The sequence below is a fragment of the Pantoea sp. GL120224-02 genome (assembly GCF_900215395.1).
In the GTDB taxonomy this organism is placed as follows: domain Bacteria; phylum Pseudomonadota; class Gammaproteobacteria; order Enterobacterales; family Enterobacteriaceae; genus Pantoea; species Pantoea communis.
This window is the reverse complement of sequence record NZ_OBEC01000001.1, coordinates 1,014,424-1,028,798: the sequence shown is the minus strand read 5'-3', so window position 1 is coordinate 1,028,798 and position 14,375 is coordinate 1,014,424. Positions and strand designations below refer to the sequence as shown.

14 protein-coding genes are annotated in these 14,375 nt (G+C 54.7%); 7 read left to right on the top strand and 7 right to left on the bottom strand.

What is annotated here, in order from left to right:
• Position 1: 1 nt before the first annotated feature.
• Positions 2 to 1,345, bottom strand: coding sequence for an SrfA family protein (locus tag CRO33_RS04725; protein ID WP_097117215.1), 1,344 nt, complete (start codon positions 1,343 to 1,345; stop codon positions 2 to 4).
• A gap of 153 nt (positions 1,346 to 1,498) precedes the next feature.
• The gene (locus CRO33_RS04720; protein WP_101749436.1) at positions 1,499 to 2,677 is read right to left on the bottom strand and encodes a benzoate/H(+) symporter BenE family transporter; all 1,179 of its coding nucleotides are present in this window, start codon (positions 2,675 to 2,677) and stop codon (positions 1,499 to 1,501) included.
• 97 nt (positions 2,678 to 2,774) lie between these two features.
• On the opposite strand from CRO33_RS04720, the gene CRO33_RS04715 reads away from it, so the two are divergent.
• The 3 genes from CRO33_RS04715 (at position 2,775) to CRO33_RS04705 (ending at position 4,406) form a co-directional block, all read left to right on the top strand.
• Positions 2,775 to 3,320 carry a helix-turn-helix domain-containing protein gene (locus CRO33_RS04715; RefSeq protein ID WP_097117214.1) on the top strand — a complete coding sequence of 182 codons (546 nt, stop codon included), beginning with the start codon at positions 2,775 to 2,777 and terminating at the stop codon, positions 3,318 to 3,320.
• An 88-nt stretch (positions 3,321 to 3,408) separates the two neighbouring features.
• Positions 3,409 to 3,834: a MarR family winged helix-turn-helix transcriptional regulator gene (locus CRO33_RS04710; protein ID WP_097117213.1), complete on the top strand. Its 426-nt coding sequence runs from the start codon at positions 3,409 to 3,411 to the stop codon at positions 3,832 to 3,834.
• Between the two features lie 17 nt (positions 3,835 to 3,851).
• A complete protein-coding gene (locus tag CRO33_RS04705) occupies positions 3,852 to 4,406 on the top strand; it encodes an isochorismatase family protein (protein WP_097117212.1) in 555 nt (184 codons plus the stop codon).
• A gap of 110 nt (positions 4,407 to 4,516) precedes the next feature.
• Here CRO33_RS04705 and pqqU read toward each other — a convergent pair whose 3' ends face one another.
• The 4 genes from pqqU to CRO33_RS04685 form a co-directional block, all read right to left on the bottom strand.
• Positions 4,517 to 6,640, bottom strand: coding sequence for a TonB-dependent receptor PqqU (gene pqqU / locus CRO33_RS04700; protein ID WP_176505724.1), 2,124 nt, complete (start codon positions 6,638 to 6,640; stop codon positions 4,517 to 4,519).
• 336 nt (positions 6,641 to 6,976) lie between these two features.
• Complete coding sequence (locus CRO33_RS04695) at positions 6,977 to 7,183, bottom strand: DUF3606 domain-containing protein (RefSeq protein WP_072017020.1); 207 nt, start codon at positions 7,181 to 7,183, stop codon at positions 6,977 to 6,979.
• Between the two features lie 278 nt (positions 7,184 to 7,461).
• Positions 7,462 to 7,701 (bottom strand): hypothetical protein, encoded by a 240-nt coding sequence (locus CRO33_RS04690; protein WP_097117211.1) that lies wholly within the window; start codon positions 7,699 to 7,701, stop codon positions 7,462 to 7,464.
• 89 nt (positions 7,702 to 7,790) lie between these two features.
• On the bottom strand, positions 7,791 to 8,408 hold the full coding sequence (locus tag CRO33_RS04685; RefSeq protein ID WP_097117210.1) for a TetR/AcrR family transcriptional regulator: 618 nt from the start codon (positions 8,406 to 8,408) through the stop codon (positions 7,791 to 7,793).
• Between the two features lie 300 nt (positions 8,409 to 8,708).
• On the opposite strand from CRO33_RS04685, the gene CRO33_RS04680 reads away from it, so the two are divergent.
• Together CRO33_RS04680 and CRO33_RS04675 are read left to right on the top strand one after the other, a co-directional pair.
• A complete protein-coding gene (locus tag CRO33_RS04680) occupies positions 8,709 to 9,572 on the top strand; it encodes an NAD(P)-dependent oxidoreductase (RefSeq protein ID WP_097117209.1) in 864 nt (287 codons plus the stop codon).
• Positions 9,573 to 10,355 (top strand): AraC family transcriptional regulator, encoded by a 783-nt coding sequence (locus tag CRO33_RS04675; protein WP_097117208.1) that lies wholly within the window; start codon positions 9,573 to 9,575, stop codon positions 10,353 to 10,355. It abuts the gene before it with no gap.
• Here CRO33_RS04675 and leuA read toward each other — a convergent pair.
• Positions 10,306 to 11,991 carry a 2-isopropylmalate synthase gene (gene leuA, locus CRO33_RS04670; protein WP_097117207.1) on the bottom strand — a complete coding sequence of 562 codons (1,686 nt, stop codon included), beginning with the start codon at positions 11,989 to 11,991 and terminating at the stop codon, positions 10,306 to 10,308. The genes CRO33_RS04675 and leuA overlap by 50 nt on opposite strands.
• A 299-nt stretch (positions 11,992 to 12,290) precedes the next feature.
• Between leuA and CRO33_RS04665 the strand changes: the two genes are divergently transcribed.
• Together CRO33_RS04665 and CRO33_RS04660 are read left to right on the top strand one after the other, a co-directional pair.
• Entirely contained in the window at positions 12,291 to 13,223 is a 933-nt protein-coding gene (locus CRO33_RS04665) for an ABC transporter substrate-binding protein (protein WP_097117206.1), read from the top strand.
• A gap of 78 nt (positions 13,224 to 13,301) precedes the next feature.
• The gene (locus CRO33_RS04660; RefSeq protein WP_097117205.1) at positions 13,302 to 14,327 is read left to right on the top strand and encodes a dipeptidase; all 1,026 of its coding nucleotides are present in this window, start codon (positions 13,302 to 13,304) and stop codon (positions 14,325 to 14,327) included.
• Positions 14,328 to 14,375: the final 48 nt, after the last annotated feature.

Here is a 14,375-nt window from a genome sequence, read left to right as displayed (position 1 = left end):
TTTACTTACTCTCACGCTTAATCGTCAACGGGAAGACCTGATCTGCGCCGTACTGCGCAGTACAACTGGCAATGCCATCACCGGCTTTACACACCAGTTCCGGCATGCGGTAGCGCGATTTGTCGCTGCAGGTCGCAGTATAGCGGCTGCGAACCACCATGGTGCCGTCCACCGTCATTGCGGCAGTCACATCGGCTTTACAGCGGATATTGTCGCCCTGTGTAATGGTAGCGATGCCTTTACCGTTACGCAGCTGGTAACGCAGGCTCGGTGGCTTACCGGTTGGCAGGTTAGTTTGTCGTAATATCACGCGCCAGGTGCCGTTGATAAACTTCACGGAGCCAATACGCGCATCTTCGGTGGTCATCACCAGGTCATCGGCCTTGGCCGGTTCCGTATGTTCAGCAATCACCTCAGGCGGCGCAGGAGGCGCGGCAGGCACAGGCGCAGCAGTGACCGTGGCGGTTTTTTGCGGCAGCGTGGCGGCCAGTTTCTCAGCTTTCGCGACCACTGGCGGTGGCGTGAAAACGGGAGCCGGTGCATCGGCAACCTGGGCTGGCGGTGTGGCTTCAGGCGCTGAGCTGTGCACCCAGAACGCTACGCCAGCCGCAACCACGGCGGCAACCGGCAGCAGCAATGCCAATGGACGCAATGCGGAAGGGCGGAGAACAGGCGGCTGTTCAACTTTAGGCTCAGGCTCAGGTGCGGGTTGTGGCGCTTCGGGTTCAGGCTGGGCGATCTCAACGGGCTCTTCCACCACGGGTGCAGCCACAACGGCAGGCACTTCAATCAAAGGCGCAATAACCGGCGCCACGATAACCGCAGCCGGTGGTTCTGGCAGCAACGGCGGTAAATCCTCTTCGAGGCTGTCGCGCAGACAGGCCAGTGCGTCATCGCGTGAGCGCGCCTGCGGATCGACAAAGCCCCAGAAGGTGATGACGGGTTTGCCATCAACCAGATAAACATATTGCTGATCCGGGAACTGCAACGTCTTGCTCAGTAAAGCGCCAAACAGGCGCATCGCCGGATTCTCCGCGTCACGCGCGCGTAAACTTGCGGCCAGTAAATCCTGCTGGTTGAGCGTCAGGAGTTCCAGCGCTTTTTGCCGCTCATGATCGCTGGCACCGCGCCAGGATTTTACTTTGCCGTTAAAGGGCGCATACCAGTCGAGGCGGTCCCCACGTTCGTTAGCCTGGGGAATGGCAAGGCAGTTTGCCAGCGCCGTCTGGCGACGTAAACGCAGTGTTTCACGGATTTGCAGGGCAGAAGCCCAGACCGGCTGGCCGTTTTCACCCAGTGCCAGTACCGAATCCAGATTGCCGCTGCGCAGAAAAGTTTTTGCCACTCGTAGGGCCCTTATCGGTGGTTGCCTGAAGCAAAATAGTGTGTGTATTTGGCGATACTGGTGATCTTAAGCCAAATGCAGGGGAATCAAACGGCTGATAAAGGGGGAAAAACAGGGTGTTTTTCCCGCGTGTAAGCGTCGGTTGCTGAAATTTTAAGCGCGTGCGCGGTGGCTCAGCACCAGATGGGTGAACATGCCGCCGATTAATCCCCAGAAGGCAGAACCAATCCCCAGCAGAGAGATACCACTGGCGGTGATCAGAAAAGCGACGATGGCGCTGTCACGGTGATCGGGCTCGGCGAGAGCGCGTTGCAGGCTGCCGGAGAGGGTAGCCAGCAGCGCCAGCCCGGCCAGCGTGGCGATCAGCACCTGCGGCAAGGCACTTAACAGAATGGCAATCAGCGCGCCGGTAAAGCCAGTCAGCAGATAGAAAATCCCGGCAATCGCGGAGGCCATCCAGCGTCGTTTCGGATCGGCATCCACATCCTCTCCCATGCAAATGGCAGCGGTAATGGCCGCTATGCACACCGAAAAGCCGCCGAAAGGAGACAAGATCAGCGCAATAAAACCGGTCCAGCCAGTAAGAGCGGAAACCGGCGGTTGGTAGCCATGCGCCTGTAAGGTCGCAATGCCCGGTGCATTTTGTGAGGCCATGGTGACCAGAAAATAGGGCAATCCAACCCCAATCAGCGATGCCAGCGTGAACTGCGGCATGATAAATTCCGGCACGCTCAGCGTCAGAGCATGCGGCGGGAAATGAATCGCCTGCTGACCCACCGCCACCAGCACGCCAGCGATCAGCGCCAGAATGATGGCATAGCGCGGCAGCCAGCGTCGGCTTAACAGCCACACCAGACACATACTGCCGCACAGCGCAAAGTTGCCTTGTAAACCGGTGAAGGTGCCGATCCCGAAGCGCAGTAAAATCCCCGCCAGCATCGCTGCTGCCAAAGATTGCGGAATGTGGTTCATCAAGCGGGCAAACAGTCCGGTCACGCCACTCAGTACGATCAGCGCATTGGTGGCTACAAACACGCCGACCACTTCATTTAAGGTCAGGCCCTGCACGCTGGTGGCCAACAGTGCTGCGCCCGGCGTCGACCAGGCAGCGAGAATCGGCATGCGTGTCCACACCGAAAGACCGAAAGAGGCGAGACCCATGCCAATGCCGAGCATCGACAGCCATCCGCCGATCTGTTCCGGCGAGGCGCCTGCAGCCTGAGCGGCCTGGAAAATCAATGCGGCAGTGCTGCTGTATCCCACCAGCACCGCAATAAAGCCGGAAACCAGCATAGGGAAAGAGAAAGCGTTGCGCGAAGTGGCGGTGATCATCGGTTTGCATCCTGCTGTGCGTTATAACGCACACTATCGCACGAGTGTGTTATAACGCACAAGTGCTACACTGCGCGCGAATTTGCCAGGAGATATCATGGAAAATCTGCATCAACATTTGAGCCAGGCGTTAAAACAATTGCGTCAGGCGAACGGCTGGAGCCTGACACTGGCAGCGGATCGCACCGGTGTCAGCAAAGCGATGTTGGGCCAAATCGAACGCGGTGAATCCAGCCCGACGGTGGCGACATTGTGGAAAATCGCTACCGGTTTCAATGTGCCTTTCTCGTTTTTTGTTCAGGGTAGCGATCAACCGCCGGGTATCGCCGCGACTTTTAGCCAACCCAATGCGCTAATGCAGGTGAAGCCGCTGCTGCCATATGATGCCGCGTTGCGTTTTGATCTGCTGGAAGTCACCCTTGCTGGCGGTGCACAAAGCGACTCTTCCGCACACGAAAGTGGCGTGATTGAGCAGGTGGTGGTGCTGGAAGGTGAGCTGCTGCTGTGCGTGGAGGGAACCTGGCGTCGTCTGCTCAACGGCGAAGCGCACCAGTTTGCGGCGGATGTCGCGCACAGTTATCGCAATCCCCTCAGCACACCTCTGCGTTTTCACAGTTTGATTCATTACATCAAGCGGCCGTGAGTGCCAATTACAAATTGATACGAAGGTAAACTACACAGTTTGCCTTCGTATTTATATACTCGCGCTTCATCAGTAAGGAGAAGGTGCCATGAGCGACCTGAATAGCGCGGCTGCGACTCTACGCAGCGTGAATGGCAAACTGGCGCGACGTCTGCGCGAATCGGCCCCACCGGGCGATCTTACCTGGCCGCAGGTTTCTGTGTTGGGATATCTGGTGCGCGATGGCGCAATGACAGTAACTGAACTGGCCGGGTTAGAAGGCGTGCGCAGCCAGTCGATGGGTGCGACCGTTGCCAGCTTGCAGGCGCAGGGGTTAGTGAAAGGGGAAGCCGATCCGCTGGACGGCCGTAAAACCCGCTATCTACCGACCGAAAGCTGCCTGAGGCTGATCGCCGCCAATCGTGCACAACGTGATGACTGGCTACTCCAAAGCATGGCAACCACGCTTAATAGTGCGGAGCAGAAAATTTTAATGGCCGCTATTCCCTTACTGCAACGTATTGCCGACCAATAATCCTGAGAGGAATTCCCATGGCTTTAACGACCTTAGACGCAAAAACCGCCCTGATTGTGATTGACCTGCAGCACGGTATTGTCCGTCTTCCTGTTGCGCCTTTGTCAGCCGATGTCGTGGTTGAGCGTTGTGCACAGCTGGTTAAGGCGTTTCATGACAAAAACCTGCCGGTGGTGAAAGTAAATGTCGCCGGTGGCGCACCAGGCCGTAACGAGCAGGCGCGTCATAGTGGCGAACTGCCAGCCGACTGGGCTGTGCTGGTACCGGAAATGGCGCTGAAAGCCGATGAAATTGCCGTGACGAAAAAGACCTGGGGTGGTTTCCACAATACGGATCTGCACGATCAGTTGCAGCAGCGTGGTATCACTCAGGTGGTGGTGTGCGGTATCGCCACCAGCATTGGCGTGGAATCCACTGCGCGTCAGGCTTACGAGCTAGGTTACAACGTCACGCTGGCAACAGATGCGATGACCTGTCTGAACGCTGATACCCACCAAAACAGCGTTGAGCGTATCTTCCCGCGTCTGGGCGAAACCGGCTCAACCACCGACGTGCTGGCTCTGCTGAAGTAAAACGACTGGTCAGGCATGCTCATGCACTGCATGCGCATTGTCAAAACGGCATAAAAAAAGCCCTGCAATCCGAATAAGGTTGCAGGGCTTTTTATCAGGCGCGATGTCAGTTACTGAAACGCATAACTTACCGTCAGACCAACACTGTAGTTGCGTCCTGGCGCCGGCTCGTAATAGCGACCGTTGCTCTCATTGACGATCACTGAACCCACATAGGTGCGGTCAAACAGGTTATCCACGCGACCAAACAAGTCCAGCGTCCAGTTCTGTACCAGCCACTTATAACCCGAGTTCAGGCCAAATACGGTATAAGAGGGTGCTTTGACATCATTTTCATCGTCCGCTGCAATGTCGCTCATGTAGCGCACATCACCGCCGGCATACCAGCCATGATCCGGCGCATAGGCTAACCCGGCATAGGCCATATTACGTGCGATGCCTGGAATACGGTTGCCGTCACAGCTTTCAGTGCCACAGGCGTTAGAGCGATAGCGCGCATCCAGCAAGGTCCACGCCGCTTTCAGGTGCCAGTCATAACCAAACTCCTGATCCAGACCCAACTCCAGCCCGCGACGACGGGTTTCACCGGCATTTTTATAACTGGTGCGACCTTCATAGCTGCTGTCAGAGACGATTTCGTTTTTGGTATCGGTCTGGAACACGGCGGCGGTAATTAAACCGTTACCGATACGCTTTTTAGTGCCCAGCTCAACCGTATCGCTGGTCGCCGGCTTCAGATTGAGGTTCAGGCCAGACTGATCGGCTGAGCGATAAGACAACTCATTTAGCGTAGGCGTTTCAAAGCCACGGCCCGCAGACACATAGGCATTCCAGCTATTATCAATCGCATATTTCAGTGAGGCGACAGGCAGCCAGCGGTGATAACGTCGATTACCGCTGTCATCGGGATCGCTGGAAGTGACGTAATAATCGTTGGAGTCGAAATTCACCGTGCTCAAACGCACACCAGCATCCAGTGACCACTTATCGGTGAACTGCCACGCCGTTTGCAGATAAGGATCGAGGTTCCACATCAGGTTGCGTTCATTGCGGCGCATATCACCCTGCACGCCGTAATCCGTCACGCCATTGCTGGTGGTGAAATTCTGATAACCCTTACGCTTTTCGGTCATGGTTTCATAGTCGAGACCGGCGGTCAGCGTCACAGGAAGGGTGAACACGGTATCGCGATGGGTCCAGCGCGTATCAATCCCCTGATAGTGGCGAGCCAGCGAAATCACGCCGCCGGGATAGCCTGCTTTCAGCTGGGTCGCCATCGGAATCGATTGATACTGCGTGGTTTCACGCTCACCGGCGTACATCATCACGCTGAGATCGTCATTCTCGCTCATCTGGCGCTGATAGTGCAGCCCAGCCTGCGTTTGGTCGACGGTTTTGCGCGCGTTGTAAAGCGTCACGTTACTTGCAACCTGACGCGGATTATCTTTCCATTGCGCCTCGGTCAAACCGCCGGGATCCTGCGCATCCACGTGAACGCTGTTAAACAGTAGCGTCAGGGTGCTGACATCATCAATGCGCACACCGAGTTTGGCGTTACCGAGGTTTTTCTCTGCCGAGCTGTGATCGCGATAGCCATGGGTGGTAAAGCGCGAGGCCGACACGGTGTAATTCACGTCACCGGCGTGCGTGCCATCACCGGTGGCACCGCTGGCTTTGACGCTGTTGCGCCAGCTGCCGTAGCTACCGTACCAGGTGCTGGCTTCCAGCGTGGTGGGTTGCTGACCGGTTTGGGTTTCAACATTAATGACACCGCCCGACGAGTTGCCGTACAGGGCTGAGAAGGGGCCGCGCAGTACTTCAACGTGATCAATCGAACCAATGTCGATATTTGAGGTTTGTCCCTGACCATCTGGCATCGTGGCGGGAATACCGTCGACATACAGACGGATACCGCGCAGGCCAAAGGTTGATCGCGAGCCAAATCCGCGCACGGAAATTTGTAAATCCTGCGCATAATTTTGACGGTTCTGAATCTGCATGCCCGGCACGCTGGCGAGGTTTTCCGAGAGGTTGACGCGTGGTGCTGCATGACGCATATCCTCGCCAGACACCACACTCACCGCCGCGGGCGTATCCAGCTCTGACAAACCGGTGTCCGCGGGCGCGGCACTGACGACCATGGTATTGCTGGCATTATCCGCCGCCATCAATTGCAAAGGGAATAATGCAGGCAGCATCAGCAACGGTGCCTGTCGCAGTAAAGCAATTTTCATTATGAAAGACCGTATAAAAGACGTGGAATGAACCAAATGGAACATTAATCGCGCATATGTTAATAGTTTTGCCGATAAATGGTATTACATTTTCACGCATTATATTAAATAAATGCTGTTATTAGCGTTTTATACCTCAGGCAGGGAGAGGGCTGTGACGTTTGATGTGTAAAGGCCGTTGACTCATGGCTATTTTGTTGGCTATGGGCTGAACAGGGACAACGCAAACGACTGAGCGGCTGCCGGATGGATTCATAAGCCATAACGATAATGAAACTGCGCTCACGTTGTCCTTATGCGTCTATCCCGCCAGTGTCATGACGATGGCCTATCACCTTAATAAGACTGAGGTTGTCGGGCAGGAGGATGCTCAGTGAGCCATCGGCGAACAGCTTCGGTCTCTGATCCTACTTCTCGCACCGCCCGGGTAAGTCTTTCCTGAGTCGTATGCAGAGTGAGCGTCCAGTAAGTGATTTGCCACTGTTCAGATAATTCAATGCGCGACAAATTTGACGGGATGCGACGCTGTATAGGGTCTTTCATTTTTATTATCCTCATGACTTAAAAACATAATTAATTCTTATCTGATGAGGAGGTGATTTTGTTTTTTTTCTGCGCTGGGGAAAGCAGATTATTCCCTATTACTTTGTTTGAGCCATGATTGAGATGTTTCTTATACAGAAACGAGAAGAATAAGCGTAACGGCAAGCACTGGCTCATGATGTTATCGAATACAAAAAGGATGTCGGCGACACGAAACGATGATTGCTCAAAATAGAGATATTAAAAGCAATCAAACGGATGCGCTTTTTATTTATAAGCTAACAAGACAATAATTTCTTAAAAATATTTGAATAGTGCCTTTTAACTGATGATTCTTCAGCTTCATCCAGCTTTTTGAGCAATTCAAAACACAGTGTTTTACGACTGAGCGTTTTTCCCGCGCTTAAAATTTCGCCCACAACGCGCCCCAGGGCTTCCTCTTCTGAAATATCTTTTGGAGGTGCCACATCCTGCTCCATAGCCATTCTGTGATTCTTCGCTACATCATTGATGCACATATCAATTCCTCTTAGGGATCACAGGCGTCAGGAGAGCGCTATGATTAAATTTAATTAGGAAATGACTATTTCCTAATATGGCAAATGAATCATTCCAGAACCTTCATCACCATAGTAATGGTTTTTTTCCCATTAGTCACATCCTGAACTTTACCTACCACACGCATGCCGAATGCCACGCACAGCAATAAGCCTGCCGCAGTTTCAGCATCCAGTTGAGAGGAAATAGATCCGTCTTTCTGGCCTTCAATAATAAGCGAAACGAGAAAGTTTTGATTACGCAACACGGCCTGCCTGACTAACGCTGAAAGTTCTTCATCCAGCGTTTGCAGTTCAACCGTGCTCCCAACAACCAAACAACCTCTACGCCCTTCAATCTCAACCGCAGAGTCTAAATAAAATTGCAGTAATTCCTCAATCCGCGATCTGCCATCCGGGAAATGTTGCAACCGCTGACGTAAATCGGCATTACGGAGGGCAATGTAGCGTTCAAATACCCGCAAAAAAAGGGTGCGCTTATCAGTAAACGCCTTATATATACTTCCAGCCGTTAAACTCATGGCTTCGCCCAGGTCGGCTATTGATGAAGCGTGATAACCTTTCTTTCTGAATACTATCATTGCTTTATCTAAAACGTCGTCCATATCGAAGACTCGGGGTCTTCCACGTTCTCGAGTGACTTTTAAACTTTGGTTTTCTGATGACATCGGTAATTATTTATAGAGTGTTAGTTTCCCATTTATCATATGCGAACTTTTTCCAATAATCGAATAGCGATGAATACGAATTCTTGTGTCATTGCCGCAATGATAAAATTAACCCGGTAAATCGTTATCCCATCCTACTCGCCAGAAAGCGCCCAGGGTTGTTTAAAAGCATGCTGATTAACCCTGTGCCTTGTCGGGGTTGAGATTAAAAAATGCCTTTCGGCGCACCTCTCGCCTGGCTGCGCGCAGAAATTTCTGTCAGTCTGACTGTTTTGTCTGAATGCATAAAAGGGAATCAAGATGAGTCAGCAACCGGTTGTCGCGGTATTAGGTTTAGGCGCAATGGGGCACGCTTTTGCCGCCAACTTACTGAAAAAAGGGTTCGTGGTGCGTGGCTGGAATCGCACGCGTGCCAAAGGTGAAGACCTGCTGGATGCTGGTTTGCAGCTTAGCGACAGCGCGGCACAGGCGGTGGAAGGCGCAGATGTGGTGATCGCCATGCTGTCTGACGGCGACACCACGCGCCAGACCCTGACCGAAGCGAGCAGCGCACTGAGGCAGGGCGCGACCGTCTGCCAGATGGGGACTATTGGCGTGGAAGCGACTGATGCGCTGATTGCCGACCTGCAACACGCACGTCCGGACGTGCTCTTTATCGATGCGCCGGTTTCCGGTACCAAAGCGCCTGCCGAAAATGCGCAGATTCTGGTGATGGCCAGCGGCGATCAAAGCAAAGCGCAGGCCGCTGAGCAGGTGTTTGCTGCAATTGGAAAAGGCACACAGTGGCTGGGTGAGGCGGGTGCCAGCTCGCGTATGAAACTGGTGGTCAACAGCTGGCTGATTGGCCTGATGCAAAGTCTGGCGGAGAGTACACGCCTGGCGGAGCAGTTTGGTTTCAGCACCGACGATCTGTGGAAAGTGCTGGATGGTGGCCCGCTGGCAGCCCCGTACGCCAAAATGAAACTGGGTATGATCGCCAGTGGTGATTTCACCCCGCAGATGCATCTGGTGTGGGCCTTGAAAGATGCCAGACTGGCACTGGATGCTGCGGGTGAGACCAAACTGTCCGCGCTGGAGAACATCGTCGATGTCTGGCAGCAGGCGGTCGATGCCGGTTACGGCGAGCAGGACCTGGCGGCGGTTTACCAATACCTGAAGCGCTAAATGAGCCAGCGCCTCAACTTCGATTTTAGCCAGCGTCCGCTGGTGCCTTATGCGCACGATTATGTGCACGGTGATGCTGAGTCATGGCATCACCACGATTGTGCACAGTTGATCCATACCTTAAGCGGCGTAGTGAAAGTCGAAACCCGGCAGGGCAGCTGGATTGTGCCGCCGAGTCGTGGCGTGTGGTTACCGGCGGGCACCGGGCATGCACTGCAGATTGTGGGTGCCGTGGCGGCACGCACGCTGTTTGTCGATCCGCTCGCACGAGCGGATCTGCCTGCCAGTTGTCAGGTGGTGCAGATTTCCCCGCTACTGCGAGAGCTGATCGTCAGTGCTCTGGCATTGCCGGACGCTTACGCCTCTGGCAGTCGTGCGGAACGCATTTATGAATTGATTCTCGATGAAATTCGCGTAATGGATGTGCTGCCCTTCGGCCTGCCGTGGCCGGAAAGTGAGCGGATGCGTGCACTGTGCCAGCAAATTCATCAGCAACCGGGCGAGAGCTGGACACTCGCGAGAGCGGCCAGCGAACTCTGTGTCGCTGAACGCACGCTGGCGCGTCATTTTAACCGCGAAACGGGCTTGCAGTTCAGCGATTGGGTGCGCCGCGCACGCCTCAGCGTGGCGCTGGCGCGGCTGGCGCAGGGCGAAACGGTGTTAACGGTGGCGCTCGAACTCGGTTATGACAGCCCGAGCGCCTTCAGTGCGATGTTCCGCCGCGTGCTCGGCGTTACACCGGCAAACTACTTTCCTGCGGCAGAAAAGCGTGGGCTGCGTTGAGTAGCGCCTGTAATGAGGCGCGTGTCACATCATTATCGATGCCCACACCCCAGGCACGTTCGCCGCGTGCATTGGTACAGCTAATATAGGTAACAGAGCGGCTATCACTGCGTTTACCCAGCGTATGCTCGTGGTAATCCTCAATGCTGATTGCCAGATCATAGCGCTGACGCAGTGCCGCGACCGCCGCCGACAGCAGTCCGTTGCCTTTGCCTTCCAGCGTCAGCGTTTGTCCGCCATCCTGCAGGCGCGCTTTAAATCGTGTTTCACCTTTCTCATCGCTATGGCTTTCCGCGTCCAGCAAGCGGCGTGCAGGCTGCGTTAAGCCGTAATGCTGGCAGAACAGTTGCCACAGTGCGTGATGCGTCATCTCCTGTCCGTGAGCATCGGTTTGCTGCTGCACAATGCGGCTGAACTCCTGCTGCAACCCGCGCGGTAACTGCAGGCCATGGTTTTGCTCCAGCAGCCAGGCGGCACCGCCTTTACCGGACTGACTGTTGACGCGAATCACCGCTTCGTAGCTGCAACCGATGTCGATCGGATCAAGTGGCAGATACGGCATTTGCCAGATCGCCTCCTGACGCTCATTGCGTTCGGCAAAGCCCTTACGAATCGCATCCTGATGCGAACCCGAAAACGCGGTAAACACCAACTCACCAGCGTACGGATGGCGCGGATGCACCGGCAACTGGTTGCAGCGTGTCACCACTTCCAGCACCTGCTGGATATCGCTGAAATCGAGTTCCGGCGCTACGCCCTGAGTATATAAATTCAGAGCCAGCGTCACGATATCGACATTGCCAGTGCGCTCACCATTACCGAACAAACAGCCTTCAACGCGATCGGCTCCGGCCAGTATCGCCAGTTCGGCGCAGGCCACGCCGGTGCCGCGATCGTTATGCGGATGCACGCAAATCGCCACCTGCGATCGCTGGCTAAAGTGGCGGCAGAAATACTCAATCTGATCCGCATACACGTTCGGAGTATTCACTTCCACCGTGGCGGGCAGGTTAATAATCATCGGGCGTTCAGGCCCCGGCTGCCAGATCGCTGCGACTGCTTCACAAATCTCCAGCGCGAATTCAGGTTCGGTAAAGCAGAACGTTTCAGGTGAATACTGGAAGGTCCAGGCGGTGTCGTTTTGTGCTTCACATTGGGCGCGGATTTGCCGTGCCCCAGCGCAGGCCAGCTCAATGATCTCTGCTTTGCTCTGGCGGAATACGCGTTCGCGGAACAACGGTGCCGTGGCGTTGTACATATGAATAATCGCCTGCGGTGCGCCGCGCAGGGCTTCAAAGGTGCGATCAATCAGATCGCTGCGTGCTTGCGTCAGTACCTGAATCGCAACGCCTTGCGGAATATGATGCTGCTCAATCAGCAGGCGTACAAAGTCGAAATCAGTTTGTGAGGCGGCAGGAAACGCCACTTCAATCTCTTTGAAGCCGCAGCGCAGTAACAGCTGCCAAAACTCCAGCTTGCGGGCGCTGTCCATGGGTGTCGCCAGCGCCTGGTTGCCGTCACGCAGATCGGTGGACAGCCAGCGCGGTGCCTGGGTGAGCTGGCGCGAGGGCCACTGACGGTCAGGCAACTCAATCACCGGAAAGGGGCGGTATTTTTCAGCAGGGTGGTTCAGCATGAGGTTCTCCTTATGGGTCTGTACTCAGTCTGGACCACATCGCCGCACGCTGCTCACGCATAACTGACAAGCCACATTGCGTAACTGACATTTCGTTGCGAAGTTGCCGCAGCAGCCGGGCCCACATTCTGTGAACCCTCGCTATCCCAACCGTTCACAACAAATGTGGGATGATGAGAATCGACGGCCAAAAGCGTTGTGCTGCTTATGCGCAGGATGATTTTCCTCAGACGAAATCGGCATCTGGGCTTTTAGCACAACAGGGTAGTCTGGGGTTTTGCGCTATAAGAGAAAATAGAATGAAAAGAAAAGCTTTAGCCCTGTTAGTGATGCTTGCCAGTGGAACCGCTGCGGCGGAAACCGTCACACTGCGCATTGCCGACCAGAAGGGCAATATGCATGCCGAGATGGAAGCGGCGCAGCAGCTCAATAATCTCAATTATAAAATCGAATGGGCGGAGTTCCCGGCAGCGGCACCGCTGGCGGAGGCACTGAATGCGGGCGCCGTCGATGCGGGTATTATTGGTGATGCGCCGCTGCTGTTCTCGCTGGCGGCCGGTTCGCAGGTGAAAGCGGTGGCGGTAAGTAAATCTGTGCCTGAAGGCTTAGCGGTATTGGTTAGCCCGGATTCAAAAATTAAAACCGTGGCCGATCTCAAAGGGAAAAATATTGCCACCGGGCGTGGATCCATCGGCCATTTTGAAGCGCTGAAAGCACTGGAAAAGGCCGGTTTGACGGATAAGGACGCCAACTTTCGTTTCCTGACACCCGCCGATGCGCGCATCGCATTAGCCAATGGATCGGTAGATGCCTGGTCAACCTGGGATCCTTATACCGCGCTGGCGGAAGTCACGCATACTGGACGTGTGCTGATCAATGGCGTTGGCCTCTCCAGCGGCAACAGCTTCCTCGCGGCCACCGATGCGGCAATCAATGACGAGGCCAAACGTGCAGCGCTGCAGGATTACGTTAATCGCCTTGCGGCGGCGGATCGCTGGGCGAACAGCCATGTTGATGCGTACTCCACCACGCTGGCGAAAATCATCGGCTTCCCGAAAGAAGCCGCGGCGAAGTCCTTTGCACGCCGCCAGTCGCATTGGCAAACCATTGATGACGCCACCATTGCGCAGCAGCAGGACACCGCCGATTTTTATCAAAAACAGGGCCTGATTAAGCAGCATCTCGACGTCAAACCCACCTTTTATCATGGCCTAAAGGTTGCACAAAACTAACGCTTTGTGCCCCTTTGTTTGGCGAATCAACCGGGCGCGAGTAGCATAGCGCCTATATATCTCGCTGTGTGATCCCCTATGTTATTTAAAACCTTCGATGGTCATAACGACCTGCTGCTTAATCTGTGGCTGCATCATCGTGACGATCCCGCTGGCGCCTTTTTTTCTGGCATTGAGAAAGGGCATCTGGATTTTCCACGTATGCAGCAGGGTGGTTTTGCCGGTGGGCTCTTTGCGCTGTTTGTCCCGCCGCAACGTTACATCAACGAAGTGGCACCACAACGTGCAAACGAGCAGTGGCAGCCGCTGGATATTATCTGGCAGCAACTCGACATCCTCAAGACGCTGGCAGCGCAGTCCGGCGGGCGCGCCCGCTTATGCCTGACGGCTTCGGATATTGCCAGCTGTCGCCAGGATGGCGTGCTGGCGATGGTCGCGCATATTGAAGGGGCGGATGGATTCGATGCCGATGGCGAAGATCTGCATGCCTTTTATCAGGCAGGTGTGCGCAGCATCGGGCCTTTCTGGAACTTACCTAACCGATTTGGTGAGGGAGTAAACGGTGCTTTCCCGCATTCGCCAGACACCGGACCGGGCCTGACCTCCGCCGGTGAGCAGTTGATCCTTGCTGCCAATCGCCATCACATGATGATTGACGTGTCGCACATGAATGAGAAAGCGTTTTGGGACACTGCACGGCTCTCAACGGCACCGCTGGTGGCCAGCCACTCTAACGTGCACGCGCTTTGCGCCCAGCCGCGTAACCTGACTGACGATCAACTGCGTGCCATTCGCGATCGTGGCGGAGTGGTAGGGATTAATTTTGGTAACGCTTTCTTACGGCCGGATGGCAAGCGCGATAGTGATACGCCATTGATTGAAATTGTTAAACATCTGGATCATTTAGTTGAAATAATGGGGCCAGAAAACGTAGCATTTGGTTCGGATTTCGACGGCATTAGCGTGCCCGATGCGTTGAAAGATGTTTCAGGGCTACCGCATCTCTATGCGCTGCTCACGTCGCTCGGCTATGATCAAGTCATGATTGAGCAGTTTGCCTGGGGGAACTGGCTGCGCGTCCTGCAACAGATTTGGCAGGATTAGCACAATTCCCTTACCGAATCAGGGTTGATCTGCCCGCTACATTGGCGC